Source organism: Caballeronia sp. dw_276 (assembly GCF_018449635.1).
In the GTDB taxonomy this organism is placed as follows: Bacteria; Pseudomonadota; Gammaproteobacteria; order Burkholderiales; family Burkholderiaceae; genus Caballeronia.
On sequence record NZ_JAAVUV010000002.1, the window covers coordinates 26,382 to 42,835 of the forward strand.

17 protein-coding genes are annotated in these 16,454 nt (G+C 59.6%); 8 read left to right on the top strand and 9 right to left on the bottom strand.

Annotated elements, in window-relative coordinates; all coding sequences use genetic code 11:
* Positions 1-5: 5 nt before the first annotated feature.
* Both HB633_RS30745 and HB633_RS03060 read right to left on the bottom strand, forming a co-directional pair.
* Positions 6-128, bottom strand: coding sequence for a hypothetical protein (locus tag HB633_RS30745; protein WP_255580722.1), 123 nt, complete (start codon positions 126-128; stop codon positions 6-8).
* Positions 125-505, bottom strand: a complete 381-nt coding sequence (locus HB633_RS03060) for a GFA family protein (protein WP_213776612.1) — start codon at positions 503-505, stop codon at positions 125-127. The genes HB633_RS30745 and HB633_RS03060 overlap by 4 nt, the downstream gene beginning before the upstream one ends.
* A 175-nt stretch (positions 506-680) precedes the next feature.
* On the opposite strand from HB633_RS03060, the gene HB633_RS03065 reads away from it, so the two are divergent.
* Genes HB633_RS03065 through HB633_RS03075 form a run of 3 tightly spaced genes read left to right on the top strand, consistent with a single transcriptional unit; the run spans position 681 to position 2,418 of the window.
* Positions 681-1,394, top strand: a complete 714-nt coding sequence (locus HB633_RS03065) for a cytochrome c biogenesis protein CcdA (protein ID WP_213776613.1) — start codon at positions 681-683, stop codon at positions 1,392-1,394.
* 1 nt (position 1,395) lies between these two features.
* Positions 1,396-1,953 carry a thioredoxin family protein gene (locus HB633_RS03070; RefSeq protein ID WP_213776614.1) on the top strand — a complete coding sequence of 186 codons (558 nt, stop codon included), beginning with the start codon at positions 1,396-1,398 and terminating at the stop codon, positions 1,951-1,953.
* Between the two features lie 48 nt (positions 1,954-2,001).
* Positions 2,002-2,418, top strand: coding sequence for an organic hydroperoxide resistance protein (locus HB633_RS03075; RefSeq protein ID WP_213776615.1), 417 nt, complete (start codon positions 2,002-2,004; stop codon positions 2,416-2,418).
* Between the two features lie 51 nt (positions 2,419-2,469).
* On the opposite strand, the gene HB633_RS03080 is transcribed toward HB633_RS03075, so the two are convergent.
* From HB633_RS03080 to HB633_RS03090, 3 genes are read right to left on the bottom strand one after another with little or no spacing between them, the layout of a single operon-like run.
* Complete coding sequence (locus HB633_RS03080; RefSeq protein ID WP_213777162.1) at positions 2,470-3,933, bottom strand: efflux transporter outer membrane subunit; 1,464 nt, start codon at positions 3,931-3,933, stop codon at positions 2,470-2,472.
* A gap of 1 nt (position 3,934) precedes the next feature.
* Positions 3,935-5,128 (bottom strand): efflux RND transporter periplasmic adaptor subunit, encoded by a 1,194-nt coding sequence (locus HB633_RS03085; RefSeq protein ID WP_213776616.1) that lies wholly within the window; start codon positions 5,126-5,128, stop codon positions 3,935-3,937.
* Complete coding sequence (locus HB633_RS03090) at positions 5,118-8,309, bottom strand: efflux RND transporter permease subunit (RefSeq protein WP_213777163.1); 3,192 nt, start codon at positions 8,307-8,309, stop codon at positions 5,118-5,120. The genes HB633_RS03085 and HB633_RS03090 overlap by 11 nt, the downstream gene beginning before the upstream one ends.
* Positions 8,310-9,492: 1,183 nt before the next feature.
* Here HB633_RS03090 and HB633_RS03095 point away from each other — a divergent pair.
* On the top strand, positions 9,493-10,761 hold the full coding sequence (locus HB633_RS03095; protein ID WP_213776617.1) for a PQQ-dependent sugar dehydrogenase: 1,269 nt from the start codon (positions 9,493-9,495) through the stop codon (positions 10,759-10,761).
* On the top strand, positions 10,758-11,078 hold the full coding sequence (locus HB633_RS03100; protein WP_213776618.1) for a cytochrome c: 321 nt from the start codon (positions 10,758-10,760) through the stop codon (positions 11,076-11,078). Before HB633_RS03095 ends, HB633_RS03100 begins: the two co-directional genes overlap by 4 nt.
* 54 nt (positions 11,079-11,132) lie before the next feature.
* On the opposite strand, the gene HB633_RS03105 is transcribed toward HB633_RS03100, so the two are convergent.
* Both HB633_RS03105 and HB633_RS03110 read right to left on the bottom strand, forming a co-directional pair.
* Positions 11,133-11,831 (bottom strand): haloacid dehalogenase type II, encoded by a 699-nt coding sequence (locus HB633_RS03105; RefSeq protein WP_213776619.1) that lies wholly within the window; start codon positions 11,829-11,831, stop codon positions 11,133-11,135.
* 44 nt (positions 11,832-11,875) lie between these two features.
* A complete protein-coding gene (locus HB633_RS03110; protein WP_213776620.1) occupies positions 11,876-12,514 on the bottom strand; it encodes an ABATE domain-containing protein in 639 nt (212 codons plus the stop codon).
* 220 nt (positions 12,515-12,734) lie between these two features.
* Between HB633_RS03110 and HB633_RS03115 the strand changes: the two genes are divergently transcribed.
* From HB633_RS03115 to HB633_RS03125, 3 genes are all read left to right on the top strand, one after another.
* A complete protein-coding gene (locus HB633_RS03115; RefSeq protein WP_213776621.1) occupies positions 12,735-13,595 on the top strand; it encodes an alpha/beta hydrolase in 861 nt (286 codons plus the stop codon).
* Between the two features lie 11 nt (positions 13,596-13,606).
* The gene (locus HB633_RS03120; RefSeq protein ID WP_213776622.1) at positions 13,607-13,993 is read left to right on the top strand and encodes an SDR family NAD(P)-dependent oxidoreductase; all 387 of its coding nucleotides are present in this window, start codon (positions 13,607-13,609) and stop codon (positions 13,991-13,993) included.
* A gap of 344 nt (positions 13,994-14,337) precedes the next feature.
* Positions 14,338-14,868 carry an alpha/beta hydrolase gene (locus HB633_RS03125; RefSeq protein WP_213776623.1) on the top strand — a complete coding sequence of 177 codons (531 nt, stop codon included), beginning with the start codon at positions 14,338-14,340 and terminating at the stop codon, positions 14,866-14,868.
* Between the two features lie 13 nt (positions 14,869-14,881).
* On the opposite strand, the gene HB633_RS03130 is transcribed toward HB633_RS03125, so the two are convergent.
* Positions 14,882-15,502: a nucleoside/nucleotide kinase family protein gene (locus tag HB633_RS03130; RefSeq protein ID WP_213776624.1), complete on the bottom strand. Its 621-nt coding sequence runs from the start codon at positions 15,500-15,502 to the stop codon at positions 14,882-14,884.
* A gap of 38 nt (positions 15,503-15,540) precedes the next feature.
* Complete coding sequence (locus HB633_RS03135; RefSeq protein WP_213776625.1) at positions 15,541-16,416, bottom strand: sugar phosphate isomerase/epimerase family protein; 876 nt, start codon at positions 16,414-16,416, stop codon at positions 15,541-15,543.
* Positions 16,417-16,454: the final 38 nt, after the last annotated feature.

A 16,454-nucleotide genomic window follows, 5' to 3' on the forward strand; every position in this document is an offset into this window, starting at 1 on the left:
TGGGATCATCCCTTCCTGCGTTTCACCAGCATCCGGCTCGCGTTGATCAACTCGCATTGCACCGGATGCGCCATTTCTGTCGCGATCCCGCCCGCGAGGAAGGCGACGATTGCGAGAAACCGTCTCATGCGTCCTCCGCGACTTCCACGACAGACAGGCTGGCGCCATCGGCGACGCCGGCTTCAAGCGTATACGGATCGACACCTTCAAGGCAACCGATGTTGACCCGCCACAGCAGCGGGTCTTTGCGCGTCTGATGAAACGGATAGATACCGCAGTGCCTGCAGAAAAAGTGCTTCGCCACGCGGCTATTGAACTGGTAGAGCGTCAGCGCGCCCTCACCGCTCAGTATCTTTAGATCACTCGCGGCGAAAGGCGGCGTCATCAGCGCGCCCTTGCGGCGGCACAGGCTGCAATTGCAGCGCGATGCCGGCACGACCGCCGTGCGGACTTCGAATTTGACGGTCCCGCAATGACAGGATCCTCGCAGCAGATCGGCGTTCATAAAGCTCTCCGTTTTATCGATGTCTGCTTTATAGCGCCGCATCCGAAAAGTTTTATGTCGCAATGTATCTGGGTCCGTACACGATACAAAACCTTTCACAGACGGGGTTATCACGACACAAGCCAGATACGTGCAGGCGTTCAAATGCAATCACGCCAACCGACGGAAGCTCATCGTGCACAACCTGATCGAAACACCGCTCGCCCTTCTGGCAGGTCTCTTGACCATAGCGTCGCCCTGCATCCTGCCCGTGATGCCGATCCTGCTCGGCAGCTCGGTGGATCGGCCGAGCCGCGTGCGGCCGCTTTTTATCATCGCCGGATTCATCCTGACCTTTGCCTCGTTCGCAATGCTGCTCGGCGCCGTTTCAAGCTCCGTGCACATTGCCCAACAGGCGCTGCGCAACACCGGCATTGCGCTGCTCGCGCTGTCCGGATTGCTGCGCGTGTGGCCGGCGCCCTATGACTGGCTCGTGGCGCGCGTGCAACCGCAGTTGCAGCGCATGTGTCCTTCATCGCCGGGCGTCGGGCCGCGCAACGGCAATGCGGGTGGTTTTGTGCTGGGTATGTCACTTGGTGCGGTGTGGACGCCGTGCGCCGGACCGGTGCTTGCATCGATCCTGCTGCTGGTCGTCAAGGCGCAGGACTTCCAGTGGTCGGCCTTGCTGCTCGCGCTCTATGCCATCGGCGCGGCCATTCCGATGCTCGCAATCATCTATGGCGGCCAATTTGTCACGCAGCGCGTGCGGATCGTGGCGCGCCATGCGCACCGGCTCCAACAAGTGTTTGGTGTGCTCGTCGTGCTGACCGCACTCGCCATCTATCTCCAATACGACATCCTTGCCTACTCCTGGATTGCGTCGTTTCTTCCCGCACTCAAAGGACTTTGAAATGCGCTCCTCACTCAGGACCGTCGCCCTCTTTGCAGCAGTTGCCGGCGTTGCCACAGTCGCCGCCGTCGCCGAAAGCAGCCGCGGGGCAATCGCGGGGTCGCACAAGACCAGCCAGCCCGACGCCATCGCGCCGGAATTCACAGGCATCGATAAATGGCTCAACAGCGATCCACTAACCTTGCAGCAATTGCGCGGCAAGGTCGTGCTGGTCGACTTCTGGACCTACACGTGCAGCAATTGCATCAACACGCTGCCCCACGTCAAGAGCTGGAACCAGAAGTACAAGGATCAGGGACTCGTGGTGATCGGCGTGCATACGCCCGAGTATCCGTTCGAGCGCAGCACGGACAACGTCAGGACCGCGCTCAAGCGCTTCGACATCACCTACCCGGTTGCACAAGACAACCAGTACGCAACGTGGAGCGCATACAACAACCAATACTGGCCAGCGATTTATCTCATCGATAAAAACGGTCAGGTGGCCTACACGCATTTCGGCGAAGGCCATTATGCGCAAACCGAGGCGGCGCTCACGGCCCTTCTCGCGCAGAATTAGGACGGCGACCATTCAAGTAGTCAAACAACTCCAGCTAAGGAATCCATCATGACCCGAATCGAAAAAGTACTGTACACAGGCAAGACACACACGACCGGCGGCCGCGACGGCGCTTCGCAGAGTTCGGACGCGCGGCTCGATATCAAGCTCGCCGCTCCCGGCTCGACCTTCGCGGGGACGAATCCCGAGCAATTGCTGGCGGCGGGCTGGTCGGCGTGTTTTATCGGCGCGATGGGAATTGCCGCGGCAAAGCTCAAAGTCAGGCTTCCGGCCGAGACGGCGGTCGATGCCGAAATCGATCTCGGCACGACCGATGGCGCCTATTTCCTGCAAGCGCGTCTGAACATCAGCCTGCCCGGGCTGGACCGGGAAGTTGCGAGCGCGTTGGCGAATGCGGCGCACGAGACGTGTCCGTATTCGAAGGCGACACGCGGGAATATCGATGTCGTGATCAACGTGGTTTGACGCTCACGCAATGCGTTGAAAAAAGGCGCACCGTCCGGTGCGCCTTCTTCCCTAGCCTTTTGGCCCGGTCTCAGCCACGAGCGCCGGAGCCTGCGCCGTGCTCGCCAGTTCGTCGCTGGACCAGCCACCGCCCAGCGCCTTCACCAGTTGCACGTTCGCGCTCAGTTGCCGCGTCTGTATGTCGAGGACAGCACGTTGCGCATCGAGCGCGGCGGTCTGTGCCTGCACCACGTCGAGATAACCTACTGCACCTTGCCTGTACCGGTTCAACGCGAGATCGACGGAATGTTGCGCAGAATTGCCGGCATCGCGTTGCTGCTCGAGCGCCGTGCCGAGATCCTGGAGCAGCGAAAGATTGTCTTCGATCTGCTGGAACGCCGACAACACCACGCCACGATACCGCGCGCCCGCTTCATCGGTTGCCGCTTTCGCGGTATCGAGCTGTGCGCGGCGCAAACCGCCATCAAAGACGTACTGCACGAGTTGCGGACCGATGGCCCAGAACAGGTTGGGCGCGCTGAGCAATCCGGCATAAGCGGAACTCTGAAACCCACCTTGCACGCTCAGCGTGATCGACGGGAAATAAGCCGCGCGCGCCACGCCGATCTTCGCGTTCGCTTCGGCCACCCGGCGCTCGGCTGCGGCAATATCCGGCCGGCGCTGCAACAAGGTCGACGGCAAGCCGGCCGGAATCACCGGCAACGTGATAGACGCCGTCTGTTGCGGCAAACTGAACTCGGATGCCGAAGCGCCAATCAATTCCGCGATCGCATGCTCGATCAACGCGCGTTGCGCCAGGTTCTGCGATAACTGCGATTTCGCCGACGACAACTGCGTCTGTGCGCGCGACACATCGAGTCCTGACACAATTCCGCCGCCATGCAGCGTTTGCGTAAGCTGCAACGCGCGCGCGAAAGCCTTGACGGTGTCGGTCAGCAATTGCGTCTGCTGATCGAGCCCACGCAGGCGGATGTAGCTATCGGCGAGCTGGATCTGCAAACTCAACTGCACCGATGCAAGATCGGCTTTCGACGCTTGCGCTTCATCCTTCCCCGCCGCTACCGAATCACGCACGCGGCCCCATAAATCGAGGTCGTAATCGACTTCACCGCTAAGCGTCGCGGAGTTGTAGTCGTCGGGACCGCCAGCGCGCAACGGCCGCGTCCTCGACTGCCTATCGCGTTGCGGAACCGCGCTCGCGGTGACTTTCGGAAACAGCCCCGCCGAGACCTGATCCACGAATGCCTGCGCCTGCCTGTAATGCGCGAGCGCCGCGGCAAGATCCGTGTTGTTCGCAAGCAGCCGTTGCTCGAGATCGTCGAGGCCGGCGTCGTTGTAGCTTTTCCACCAGCCGGTGCGGCTCAGTTGATCGGCCGGTTGCGCGCTGATCCAGGGCCCCGTCGTTTTGTATTGCGCGACGACAGGCGTGGGCGGCACGTGGTAGTCCGGCGCCAGCGAGCAACCGGCCAGGACGCTTATGGCCGTCATCAGCGCGGGAACGCGAAACTTAGCCATCCTAGCCATTTGCGGGCACCTTCTTGGCGGCGCTTGCGACCTGTACGCGATCACCATCGACAAGACCGTCAGGCGGTGTATCGATTACCCGGTCTGAGGCGACGAGTCCCGAACCGACTTCCACCGAGTCGCCGAAATCGCGATTGATCGTCACCTTCTTGAACACGACCTCGCCGTTCGCGCCGAGCGTCGCGACCATCAGGCCGCGTGCGTCGAACACGAGCGAACTGGCGGGTACGCGCACCGCGTTTTGTTGCACCGGCAGCTTGAATTGGAGACTCGCGAAGCCGCCGGGCAAGAGCTTGCCGTCGGTGTTATCGACCAGTAATTGAACCAGCGTAGTGCCGGACGCCACATTCACCGAATCCGCCGATGCAATCACGCGCGCCGTGAAATGCTGGCCCGGATATTCCGGCACGGTGAGCGTTGCCGTCGTGCCGCTGCGGACATCGGGCGCGTAGCTCTGCGGCACTTGCACATACACACGCAGCTTCTTGACGTCGGAGACCACGAACAGCTCCTGTCCAGTACCGCCGCTGCCCGCGTTGATCAGCGCCCCTACGTCCGTATCGCGCGCGGTGACGACGCCGTCGAACGGCGCGATGATGCGCTCGAATCCCTTGGTCGCCAGCAAGCGGTCCACATTGGCCTGCGCGGCCGCGACCGTGGCTTTCTTCGCGGTATAGTCGCCGGTGCGTTCATCGACTTCCTGTTGCGCGACCGAGTCCGAGCCGAGCAGGGCCTGCCAGCGTTTCGCAGTCGTACCCGCGAGCGCGGCATTTGCCTGGGCGCTCGCAAGGTCCGCACGCGCCTGCAGCAACTGCTGGTCAAGCTCGGGCGATTCGATCACCGCAAGCAGTTGACCGGCTTTCACGGGCGTGCCGATGTCCACGCTCCACGACTTCAGATAACCGCTGACACGCGCGAAAAGCGGCGCACGCGAATACGCTTCGAGGTGCGACGGCAAGTCGAGCGTCGGCCCGTTCGCCGCGCTGACCGGATGGATCACCGTCACCGTCGGGACGGTTTGCGCGGCCGTCCAGGTCTTGAGATTGCGGGCATCGACCACGCGCAGCGCAACGCCCGCCGCAACGACGATCAACGCAACGGCAACGCCCACCACGCCGATTACGACGAGTCGCCGACGCGGCACGGGCGCGTTGTTGACGTTGGGGACAGCGGGTTCAGACGACATGAGCAGGACCTCCCGTAACGGGTGTCGGGGCAATCGCGCGGCCAGGGCGCGAGTGAATGATGCAGAAGATCACCGGGACAAGAAGCAATGACGCGGTGGTTGCGAAAATCAGGCCGCCGATCACGGCGCGGCCAAGCGGTGCATTCTGTTCGCCGCCCTCGCCCAGCGCGAGTGCCATCGGCGCCATGCCGATGATCATGGAGAGCGCGGTCATCAGCACCGGCCGGAAACGGGTGAAGCCGGCTTCGAGTGCAGCCTTGAACGGGTCGCCATGAACGGCTAGGCGCTCGCGGCAGAAACTGACCACGAGAATGGAGTTCGCTGTCGCCACGCCCATGCACATGATCGCGCCCGTCAGCGCCGGCACCGACAGCGTGGTGTGCGTGGCAAACAGCATCCAGATGATGCCCGCGAGCGCCGCGGGCAATGCGGTGACGATCACGAACGGATCAGCCCACGACTGGAAGTTGACCACCACGATCAGATAAATCAGCACGACCGCGCCGAGTAACCCGAACAGCATGCCGGCGAACGCGCTGTTCATGGTCTGCACCTGACCAAGCAGAGCAACTGACGACCCCTTCGGCAAGGTACCCGCATTGTTTTGCACGACGCGCTGAATGTCCGATGCAACCGCGCCAAGATCGCGATCTTGTGTCGTAGCGAATATCTCGACCATTGGCTGGATGTTGTACTGGCTCACGACAGCGTTGGTGTTGGTGCGCTGGACGGTCGCCAGGCCGCCGAGAATCTGCCCGCTGCTTTGCAGATTCGATGTGATCGGCAAGTTCTGCAGTGACGCAAGCGAGTCGAGGCTGTATTGCGGCGTCTGCATCACGATCGGGTACGAAACACCGTTCGCATTGTTCAGCCAGAACGTCGGCGCAACCTGGCTCGATCCGGCAAGATTCACCACGAGGCTGTTCGTCACATCGCGTTCGTTGATGCCGAGCAATTGCGCGCGCGTTCGGTCCACATCCACGTTGAAAGTCGGTGAGTTTTGCGCTTGCTGGATACGTGCATCTACCACGCCGGGGATTCGGCGGATGTCGCGCAACAGGCGGTTTGCATAGGCGAAGTTCGCAGGGAGATTGTTGCCACGAACCTGCAGGTCGACCGGCGCGGGCGAACCGAAATTCAGGATCTGGCTGATGATGTCCGCGGGCGGAAACGAGAACGTCACGCCCGGATAAAGACGCGGCAGTTTCTCGCGCATCTGCCGCACGTAGTCATCCGTCGGATGATGGTCTTCGTTCAGCGCGATCTGGATATCGCCGTCTTGCGAGCCGATGGTCCCCGTGTTGTTGTATGCAAGGTTGATACCGCTTACCGGCAAGCCGATGTTATCGACCACGGTGCTGAGTTCATTGGGCGGAATGATCTGCCGGATCGACGCTTCAACGTCAGCGAAGATCTGCGCTGTCTTCTCGACCCGCACTCCAACCGGCGCGCGCACGTGCAACAAGATTTGCCCCGCGTCCACCGACGGGAAAAAGTTGCGGCCAAGCAAAGGCACGAGCGCGAACGAGATCAGCACGAACCCAAGGAAGCAACTCACGAATGGCGCGCGATGATTCAGCGCAAGTTCGAGCAAGCCGTGATATCCCGCCCGCACCTTTTCAAAACGCCGCTCGAAGCCTTGCTGGAAGCGTCCGAGTGGTCCCGGACGTTTCTTATCGTGCGCATCTTCGCTGAGGTCATGCGGATGCAGCAAGTACTTCGCCATTGTCGGCACGAGCGTACGCGACAAGATAAACGACGAGATCATCGCGAAGATCACGGCTTCGGCCATGGGCACGAACAGGAATCGCGCAACGCCGTTCAGAAAGAACATCGGTACGAACACAATGCAGATGCACAACAGCGCCACGAACGCCGGCGTGACGATCTGCGCGGCGCCATCGAGAATGGCCTCTTCAACCTGCTTGCCCTGCTCCAGATGCCAGTTGATATTTTCGATGGTCACCGTCGCGTCATCGACGAGAATCCCCACCGCGAGCGCCAGGCCGCCGAGCGTCATGATGTTGAGCGTCTCGCCGAGCGCGGAGAGCGCCGCGATCGAACCCAGAATGGCGAGCGGAATCGAGGTCGCGATGATCACCGTCGAGCGCCAGCTTCCTAGGAACAGCAGGATCATCAGGCTGGTCAGCGCCGCCGCGATCACGCCTTCACGCGCCACGCCGCTTATGGCCGCGCGCACGAACAGCGACTGGTCGCCAATAGGCGCAATCTGCAGCGCGTTGGGCAATGAAGGTTTCGCATCGATCACATGCTGCTTGATGCCGTCGATGATCCCGAGCGTGGAGACCGAACCGTTCTTGAGTATCGACATCAGCACCGAGCGCTTGCCGTCCACGTGCACGATGTTAGTCTGCGGCGGACTGCCGTCGCGGACATTGGCGACATCGTGGATATAAACGGTCGTGCCGTTGACCGCCTTGATCGGCAGGTCGCCGAGCGCCTTGATTGCGGACGGCGCGTTGTTCAGCTGCAGCGTGTATTCGTGATCGCCGATCTTCTCCGTACCAATAGGCGTCAGCAAGTTCTGGCTCGCGAGCGCATTCGAGACGTCTTGCGCGGACAGCCCGCGCGCTTGCAAGGCCGCCGGATTGATGTCGATCTGGACCTGACGCGTCTTGCCGCCGAACGGGAAAGGAATCGACGCACCGGCAACCGTAACGAGCGCCGGACGCAATTGGTTCAGCCCAAGATCGGCAAGGTTCTGCTCCGACAGTCCGTTGCCTGATAGCGCGAGCTGGATGATCGGCACCGTCGATGCGTTGTAGTTCAGGATCAGCGGCGGCGTGGTTCCCGGTGGCAACTGGCGCAACTGCGTCTGCGAAACGGCGGTAACCTGCGCGTTCGCATTGCTGATGTTGACGCCCGGCTGGAAGAAGATCTTGATGATCCCAAAGCCATTCACCGATTCAGCTTCGATATGCTGGATGTCGTTCACCGTCGTAGTCAAGGACCGCTCGAACGGCGACGTGATTCGTCCAACCATTTGATCGGGCGGCAAGCCCGTGTACTGCCATACGACGCTGATCACGGGAATGCGGATATCGGGAAAGATATCGGTCGGCGTGCGCAGCGCCGAAAGCGGACCAATGATCAGGATCAGGATCGCCAGGACGACAAACGTGTATGGCCGCCGCAGAGCGATACGTACTAGGGCAAGCATGGGAATTCCAGGACTTGAGGTTGCGCCGGCGCGCGCCGTGAAGCCGCCGCGCGCGGCGATCGGCGACATGCGGCCGCATTCATTCGCATGGCCCGGAAAGTACGCCGGGTGGGATGGTTTTCGTCATGACGGCAGACGGCACAGCTACAAGCGAACCATATTGGTCTTGGATTCGACCTAGCGGAAATCTCGAGCACCATAAATGTCAGTCGAGCGGAAATTGTGGTTTTCGTATGCCTTTCGAAAGTTTTAGCGAGAAAGGCAAACTGAAATCAAAGCACCGTCAAAGGCGTCTACTTCAGCAACATGGACGAATGCGGGAATGTACACAAACGAAAACAAATCTGCAGCGACCGTCCGCACTCCCATCGATGAAAATACTGACTGGCGGAGTGTACATAGTCAGATCATTGCGAAGCTGGCAGTTTTGCCATTTTCGAATCGCGCCAAGCAAGGATGGTTTTTTCGTCGAGAAGCGCGCCTCGTGGCGGCTTGCGGAAATTAATCATCTTGAGATTCTCGTCGATAGTTTGGAATCCGTATTACCTGCATTCGATTGAATTCAACGACGTTTTCACTGCACATGACCTAGCTGAGCATTGCCTATGAGCTAACCCGAGCACGTGCTTCGGAGTCCGCAAAACGTCGCGGATGGCGTCAACCGGTTGCCATTCGAATCCGGAAAATAGCCGACAAGGAAAGCATTGAGATAAATTCCCATATGAATTACATTTGTATTACGACGAGCAGGGAAAACACTAAGAGCGACGTTTGGGTGCATTACGCGACCGGAGAACTCATTCTTGACCTGCATTCGCCGACGGTCTATACAAGACACTCAAGCCGTTCCGTTAAAGGCAGGTGGCCGCCAGCCTTTTAGTGGCGCTCCATGTCGCCCACTGTCTGGAATCGAATGCACTGCGAGGAAGCAATGAACAAGACCTCCCGTTTATGCAGCGCTTCTCTCCGGCAACCGCCTAAGCTAGCGGACGCATCTCCGCACCATAAGAAAAGCGGACCGGTTCCGCGTGCGCCAAATTCTCCAATGCAATCCACAGGATCACGCTTGCGCGCGCCGGGCGTCGCTTAGCGCGAGCATTGCCCATTGAGGCAGCATCGCGCATCACGGTTTTTCCGCAGTTGCAGTCACTAAAAACGAAGCAACATCTCAGGAGACAAACAGATGAACGCAGCGCTCAAGCTTTTGCCTGTTGCCGTTGGTGCAATGCTCGCCGGCTTGCCGTGCGCCCAGGCGGCGCAGGACAACGTCAACACGCTTTCGAACTTCCAGCAAACGGGCAATACCATACCTGCCGAAACCGTGGCGCAGACGGGCCAGCGAGCCGATGCGCTGCGCGACAATCTGAAGGCGATCAAGTTGCCACCGGGCTTCAAGATCGAGTTGTACGCAGTAGTGCCCGAAGCGCGTCACATGGCAATCGAGCCTTCTACGGGCGTCGTCTTCGTTGGAACGCGCAAGGCGCGCGTCTGGCAAGTGACGGACCGCACCAAGCGCCGGGTTGCGGACGATGTCGTCGCCTTCGCGAGTTCAGTGACCTTCAAGGTGCCCAACGGCGTGTGCTTTTCTCCCGATGGCGTGCTGTATGTCATCGAACAGAATCGCGTGCTTGCGTTCCCCGCGGCGCAGTTTTTCGGTGAAGGCGGCAGCGATGTCGCGGCGGCCGTCGTCGTGCCGCAAGGCAAGCTGATCCCGACGCAGTTCGAAAGCTTCAACCACGGCGCGCGCACCTGCCGTATCGGGCCGGACAAGAAGTTGTACATCACGCTCGGCCAGCCGTGGAACGTACCCGCGAAAGACAAGCTCGCCGAGCTCGACAAGAACGGTCTTGCAGGCATCATCCGCATGGATCAGGATGGCAAGAACCGTGAGAACTATGCGCATGGCGTACGTAACTCCGTTGGCCTCGACTTCAATCCGAAAGACAAGACGCTGTGGTTCACGGACAATCAGGTCGACGGAATGGGCGACGATATTCCACCCGGCGAACTCAATCGCGCGACGAAAGCAGGCGAAAACTTCGGCTTTCCGTGGTACGGCGGTGGCAAGGTCCGCACGGTTGAATACAAGGACGCGACACCCCCTGCGGGCGTCGTGTTCCCGCAGGTGGAGATGGCGGCGCACGCAGCGGACCTCGGCATGTCGTTCTACACCGGCAAGATGTTCCCGGCGAAGTATCAGGGCGGCATATTCGATGCCCAGCACGGCTCGTGGAACCGCACGAAGCCCATCGGCGCGCGCATCATGTTCACACCGGTCAAGGACGACGGAACGGCGGGCGAGACGGAAGTGTTTGCCGAAGGCTGGCTCACGCCGTCCGGCGAATACATGGGCCGTCCGGTAGACGTGCAGCAGTTGCAGGACGGCTCGCTGCTCGTCTCCGATGACTTCGCCGGCGCGATCTATCGAATCTCATACACGGGCGGAAAATGAAGAAATCATCGACGACGATCATCGCGGCGTTGGTATTGGCCGCGGTCTGGCTGCCAGAGACGTCATTCGCCGGCGACGTCCAGGCCGGCCGCGCGAAGGCCGTGCAATGCCAGGCGTGTCATGGCATCGACGGCCTTGCGAAGATACCCGACGCGCCTAATCTCGCCGGACAAACGGAGGAATATCTGGTCAAGGCGCTGAACGATTTCAAATCCGGCGCGCGCCAGAACGAGATGATGACGATGATGGCCAAACCGCTGTCCGATACGGACATTGCAAATCTTGCAGCGTACTATCACAGCCTTGGGAAGCAATGAAGGGGATGGCCGGTTCTTGCTCGTGGAATCAAGCAGAAGCCGGCCTGCCTCTTCTCAAGCTGAAGGCGCGTTCCCTTCGGCAGAATCGAACAACCGCACGATTTCATCAACCCCACGCAACTCCCAATCCGGCGTCTGCCCCATTTCCTCAAACACGTTGCCGCCGCGATTGATCCAGCACGTCGGGAATCCGAAATAACGCGCGCCCGTTGCATCCCACCCGTTCGACGACACGAACAGAATCGACGTCCGCGCCAACCCAAAGGCCTCCTCGGCCAACCCGTACGCACGATCATGCGGTTTAAAGACCCGTACCGGATCGACGCTGATCAGATGATTGAATTCATCGCGAAGGCCGGCGTTACCCACTACCGAACCAATCGAATGCGGCGAACCGTTCGACAGCACCGCCAGCTTCAGTCCGCGATTCCTGAGTTCGCGCAGCGCGGCGGGCACTTCCGGGAACGATTGCAGACGCAAGTAGGCATCGCAAAGAACGGTGCTGCCCGGCTCATCGAGCGCAAGTCCCAGATGCCTGCACGTATAGCGCAACGCATCTTCGGTCGCTTGTTCGAAAGTCACGTATCGGTTCATCAGGCTTCGCAGCCACGTGTATTCCAGTTGCTTTTGCCGCCATAGCGTACTGACTTCGCGGCCCCGGCCCGGAAACCGCTTCTCACACTGATCGATGACCGAATGAACGTCGAACAGGGTGCCGTAAAGATCGAATGCGATCGCCTTGATATGTTTCATCTCACGCTCCTGAATGAATCGTACGCCGATACACGCTTAAAACCTCAACGTCCTCCAGCCTCAAGATCCTTGACGCGCTTGCGGTGCGCTGCCACCTTTGCGCGGTTGCCGCAAGCCGCCATGCTGCACCATCGGCGAGCGTGACCGCGCGTGTGGTCCGCGAACATCAGCGTGCACGTCGGGCCTTCGCACGCCTTAACGTAGTTGAAGTCTTCTTCGCATACGAGCTTCGCCAGTGCTTCGGCTATTGGCATCAAGAGCGATTCCGGTGAATCCCAACGTCGAACCGCGTGAAGTTCGAAGCGCGTGACGCCATCGGATGAATGCTTGACGATTAGCTGATGCTGCTGATCGCGTTCGAGCAATTTATTCAGCGGTTCGAGTTCGCGAAGATCCTTCGCGGCCAGCGGTCGACCCCTCCTCTTCTGCGCAAATGCCCTGAACCATTCCCTCAGATCGCGTGCCTTCGCCGCAAGGCTGTCGAGTTCGGCAACCGTGGCGCGATTGCGGATCGCTGCGATTGCTTCCGGCGGCGCAAACCCGGCCTGTTGCAACCAGGACAAGAAGCCTTCGCCATCGATAATCCAGTCGACCTGTTCATCCACCGGCGTTGCGACCGAGTTCAGAAAATCGAGGCCTGGTGCGTCGGCCACAAACATCGGTGGTATTTGACGGTAATCCATCTTTCATGCGCTTCCAAATTGACGATGATGAAATCGTAACCTCTAAAACTCATCTTGACAAGTTACATACTAAATTAGTAACCTTTAAATAAGCAACAAGGAGGTTACCAAAAACATGCCTCCGGCGACGCCATGTGACATCGCCGGATGCCGTGACCAGCGTGATCATCGAAGCGGCTCGCGCAGTTGCCGCTCACTAACTTAATAAGGAAGAAAACTCATGTCCGCCATTACCTACCGTTCCGCCGACGTAGACGGCTTCAAGGTGTTCTATCGCGAAGCGGGTCTTTCAGGCGCGCCGAAGCTGCTGCTCCTCCATGGTTTCCCGAGCTCAGGCCACATGTTCCGTGACCTGATTCCAAAACTCGCCGAACAGTTTCATATCATCGCGCCGGATCTGCCGGGCTTCGGGCAATCCGACATGCCGGGCCGCGATGCCTTCACGTACACGTTCGAGAATATCGCCAAGGTCATTGGAAGGTTTACCGAAGTCGTCGGCTTCGATCGCTTTGCAATGTACGTGTTCGACTATGGCGCGCCAACGGGTTTCCGTCTGGCGCTCAGTCATCCTGAACGAATCACCGCGATCATCTCGCAGAACGGCAACGCTTATGAAGAAGGCTTGAGTGTAGGCTGGAATCCGATTCGCGCCTATTGGCAGGATTCTTCGAGTGCGAATCGTGAAGCGCTGCGCGCAATGCTCACGCACGATACAACCTACTGGCAATACACGCACGGAGTACAGGACACGACGCTCGTATCGCCCGATGGTTATTCGCTCGACGATTTCTATTTGAGCCGTCCCGGCGCCGATGAAATCCAGCTCGATCTGTTCGGCGACTATAAGAACAATGTCGCGTTGTACCCCGCGTTCCAGGAATATTTCCGCACGCATCGCCCACGTTTTCTTGCCGTTTGGGGAAGGAACGATCCGTTCTTTTTGCCGCCGGGCGCCGAGGCGTTCAAGCGCGACATCCCGGATGCAGTCGTGCGTTTCTTCGATACCGGGCATTTCGCGCTCGAAACACATGCCTCGGAAATTGCCTCGGCCATCGCCGGATTCCTGAATACCAAAGCTTGAGGAGACACGACATGTCCAGGAAAGTAGCCATCGTCACGGGCGCGAGCCAGGGTATCGGCCGCGCGACGGCCATCAGATTGGCGCGGGATTTTTCATCGATCGTGCTGGTCGCGCGTAACCGCGAAAAACTCGACCAGACAGCGGCCGACGTTAAAAACGCGAACGCAGAATCGCTGGTCATCGACGTTGATTTGTCTCACCCCGAAGCGGCGCAGGACGTCGTCGACAGGACACTTTCGGCGTTCGGCCAGATCGACGCGTTGCTCAACATCGCGGGCGCCGTGCCGCAAATCGATCTCTTCGATATGACCGACGACCAATTTATCGTGTCGCCCGGAGCGCACTGGATGACTGGCTCGACGTTGAGGATGGACGGCGGAGAGGTCAAGTCGATCTGAAACGGGCATCAAGAGACGCGCTCAGTTCATGCCCGGAATGTCGTACTGCAGCTTGTCGATATTCATGTCGGACTGGACGTTGAAATCAGCCGACTGAACGACGAGCTGCGGCGCGGCCGCGGACGTTGAAGCCCTTCGACTTAACAGCCGTGGTGATCAGCACCCTGCCAGATCGCGTCGTGGTCATGTCATTTATCCGTGAGTGGAGTGTTTGGCGCCGGTGGTTTCGTTAAGTAACTTCCAGGGGGAAGCATTTATTCCTCGAAAGATGTTCAAATCGTCCATGCGGGGAACGCAATCACGTACCCGCATTACCCGCAGCCCAACTCAAGAGAAAATTGGCTATGACGGAAGCTGTTTTTATCGTGCCCGGAATCGGCAATTCGGGTCCGGAACATTGGCAAAGCTTGTGGCATGACGCGCATCCGCAATGGCGGCGTCTGGTCGTCGATGATTGGGATCGTGTTGAATGCGACGACTGGGTCTCCGCGATAGACCAGCAGATCGGCCCGCGTCCAACCGACACCGTGGTCGTGACGCATAGTCTGGGATGCCTCGCGGTTGCGCATTGGGCGGCACGCACGGGCGCCCGGGTGCGTGGCGCGCTGTTCGTCGCCGTGCCCGACCCTGAAACATCGGCCTTTCCCAAGTTGGAGGTGTTTGCGCCTTTGCCTTTGACGAGGCTGGCATTTCCTTCCGTTGTGGTGTCGAGCAGCAACGACCCTTATGGCAGCGAGGATCATGCGCAAGCATGCGCCGCCGCGTGGGGCAGCGAATGGATCGACGCCGGCGCGCGCGGGCATCTCAACGCGCTAAGCGGTCTGGGCGAGTGGGCCGAAGGCTTGAAGCTTTTGGAAAAGCTCCAAGCCGTCTGATGCTGCGCGCCTTTTACACAGGCCACTCAAAAACGAGATCGGCGCGCGCGCGTGTCAATTCGATGAGCGCCGCGTTGACCTCATCGGTTTGCTGCACCCAGGTTCTTGCAGCATCTTCACTGCGGCCAAAGTGAATGTGACGCGCGACCAGCCGCTGAACACGCAACTGCGGATCGACGTCCACGTACCAGGCTTCATCGAGCAACGATCGAACGGAGTTCCAGTGACCACGTTGCAAAAGCAAGTAATTACCTTCTGTAATCACGAGCGGCACATCGGCCAGGACGGGAATTGCGCCGGCGATAGGCTCCTCGATCTCGCGGCGAAACGCGGGAGCGTAAATGATCTCGCCTTCACGCTGCGCGCGAATCCGGCTTAGCAACGCGACAAAACCGGCGCTGTCGAAGGTATCTTCCGCGCCCTTGCGCGAAGCGCGGCCGAGTCGTTCGAGTTCAACGTTCGCCAGGTGGAACCCGTCCATTGGCACTACTACGGCGCGGCCCGGGAAAGCATCGAGAATGGCTTGCGCCAGCGTCGATTTACCCGCGCCCGGCGCACCCGCCAGACCGAGTATGCTGCGCTGGCCGCTCGCAACAAGTTGCTGCAGCCGTTCCATAAAGCGGTCTTCGATCATCGACTCCATCCAGGAATAGTCGCAGTAAAACGCCTTGTTTAGTGATGCGCCTTCGCTTTCGCGGCTGCATTGATGCCGCCGGCCATGAACGCCCGCGCGTGCGTAGCGAGATCCATGCTGTCTTCCCACAGGTTGCGCCAGATCGCCAGCGCGTTCGACAACTGCTCGTTCACAACGGTCGATGAAAAGCTTTCGAACGTCACGACGCCCTTGTAGTCGATCATGGCAAGCGCGTGGAAAAACTGCGCGAAGTCGATAGTACCCGAGCCGAGATAACCACGATTGCTTTCGCCGATATGAACATAGCCCAGCCGCTTGCCGCACGCCAGCACCGGCTGCATGAAATCCGATTCCTCGATGTTCATGTGATAGGTATCGAGGTGCACCACAACGTTGGGGGCGTCGACCTCGTCGAGCATGTCGAGCGCTTGCGAAGCCGTGTTAAGCAGATTGCTTTCATAGCGGTTCACGACTTCGAGGCCGAGCGTCACGCCTTTCTTCAATGCGAAATCGGCGATGCGCTTGAGCGAGTCCACTGCGTGGCGCCGGCCTTGCGGCGTGATCGGCGCGGAGTATTTCGCCATTGCACCATACAGAATGCCGCCGAAATAGTTGCCGCCGAGTTCAGCGGTGATGCTCACGCCTTCTTCCAGCAACGCAAGGCCGCGCGCAACCGCTGCCGGGTCGTCGCTCGATACATCTGCGTCGAAAGTGAGACCTCGGGAACAGCCGATCTCCAGGCCGTGCTCCTGCAGCAAGTCACGCGTGAGCGACAAGTCCATGACCTTGGGTCCATGAAGCGATAGTTCGACGAGATCGAACCCGGCCGCCTTGGTCTGGCTGATGACCTTGCGGGTCGATTCCGGCGTGAGATCGCCGGCCCAGACCAATGCGTGAACGCCTAACTTGTTCATTGCTCAACTCCTCGGGTAGCGGTCGCGCAGTGAACGGA

Coding starts and splice junctions, on each gene's coding strand:
- HB633_RS03060 (WP_213776612.1), bottom strand. CDS start 505: ATGAACGCCGATCTGCTGCGAGGATCCTGTCATTGCGGGACCGTCAAA.
- HB633_RS03135 (WP_213776625.1), bottom strand. CDS start 16,416: ATGAACAAGTTAGGCGTTCACGCATTGGTCTGGGCCGGCGATCTCACG.
- HB633_RS03100 (WP_213776618.1), top strand. CDS start 10,758: ATGAAGAAATCATCGACGACGATCATCGCGGCGTTGGTATTGGCCGCG.
- HB633_RS03120 (WP_213776622.1), top strand. CDS start 13,607: ATGTCCAGGAAAGTAGCCATCGTCACGGGCGCGAGCCAGGGTATCGGC.
- HB633_RS03090 (WP_213777163.1), bottom strand. CDS start 8,309: ATGCTTGCCCTAGTACGTATCGCTCTGCGGCGGCCATACACGTTTGTC.
- HB633_RS03105 (WP_213776619.1), bottom strand. CDS start 11,831: ATGAAACATATCAAGGCGATCGCATTCGATCTTTACGGCACCCTGTTC.
- HB633_RS03075 (WP_213776615.1), top strand. CDS start 2,002: ATGACCCGAATCGAAAAAGTACTGTACACAGGCAAGACACACACGACC.
- HB633_RS03080 (WP_213777162.1), bottom strand. CDS start 3,933: ATGGCTAAGTTTCGCGTTCCCGCGCTGATGACGGCCATAAGCGTCCTG.
- HB633_RS03070 (WP_213776614.1), top strand. CDS start 1,396: ATGCGCTCCTCACTCAGGACCGTCGCCCTCTTTGCAGCAGTTGCCGGC.
- HB633_RS03130 (WP_213776624.1), bottom strand. CDS start 15,502: ATGATCGAAGACCGCTTTATGGAACGGCTGCAGCAACTTGTTGCGAGC.
- HB633_RS03115 (WP_213776621.1), top strand. CDS start 12,735: ATGTCCGCCATTACCTACCGTTCCGCCGACGTAGACGGCTTCAAGGTG.
- HB633_RS30745 (WP_255580722.1), bottom strand. CDS start 128: ATGAGACGGTTTCTCGCAATCGTCGCCTTCCTCGCGGGCGGGATCGCG.
- HB633_RS03110 (WP_213776620.1), bottom strand. CDS start 12,514: ATGGATTACCGTCAAATACCACCGATGTTTGTGGCCGACGCACCAGGC.
- HB633_RS03095 (WP_213776617.1), top strand. CDS start 9,493: ATGAACGCAGCGCTCAAGCTTTTGCCTGTTGCCGTTGGTGCAATGCTC.
- HB633_RS03125 (WP_213776623.1), top strand. CDS start 14,338: ATGACGGAAGCTGTTTTTATCGTGCCCGGAATCGGCAATTCGGGTCCG.
- HB633_RS03085 (WP_213776616.1), bottom strand. CDS start 5,128: ATGTCGTCTGAACCCGCTGTCCCCAACGTCAACAACGCGCCCGTGCCG.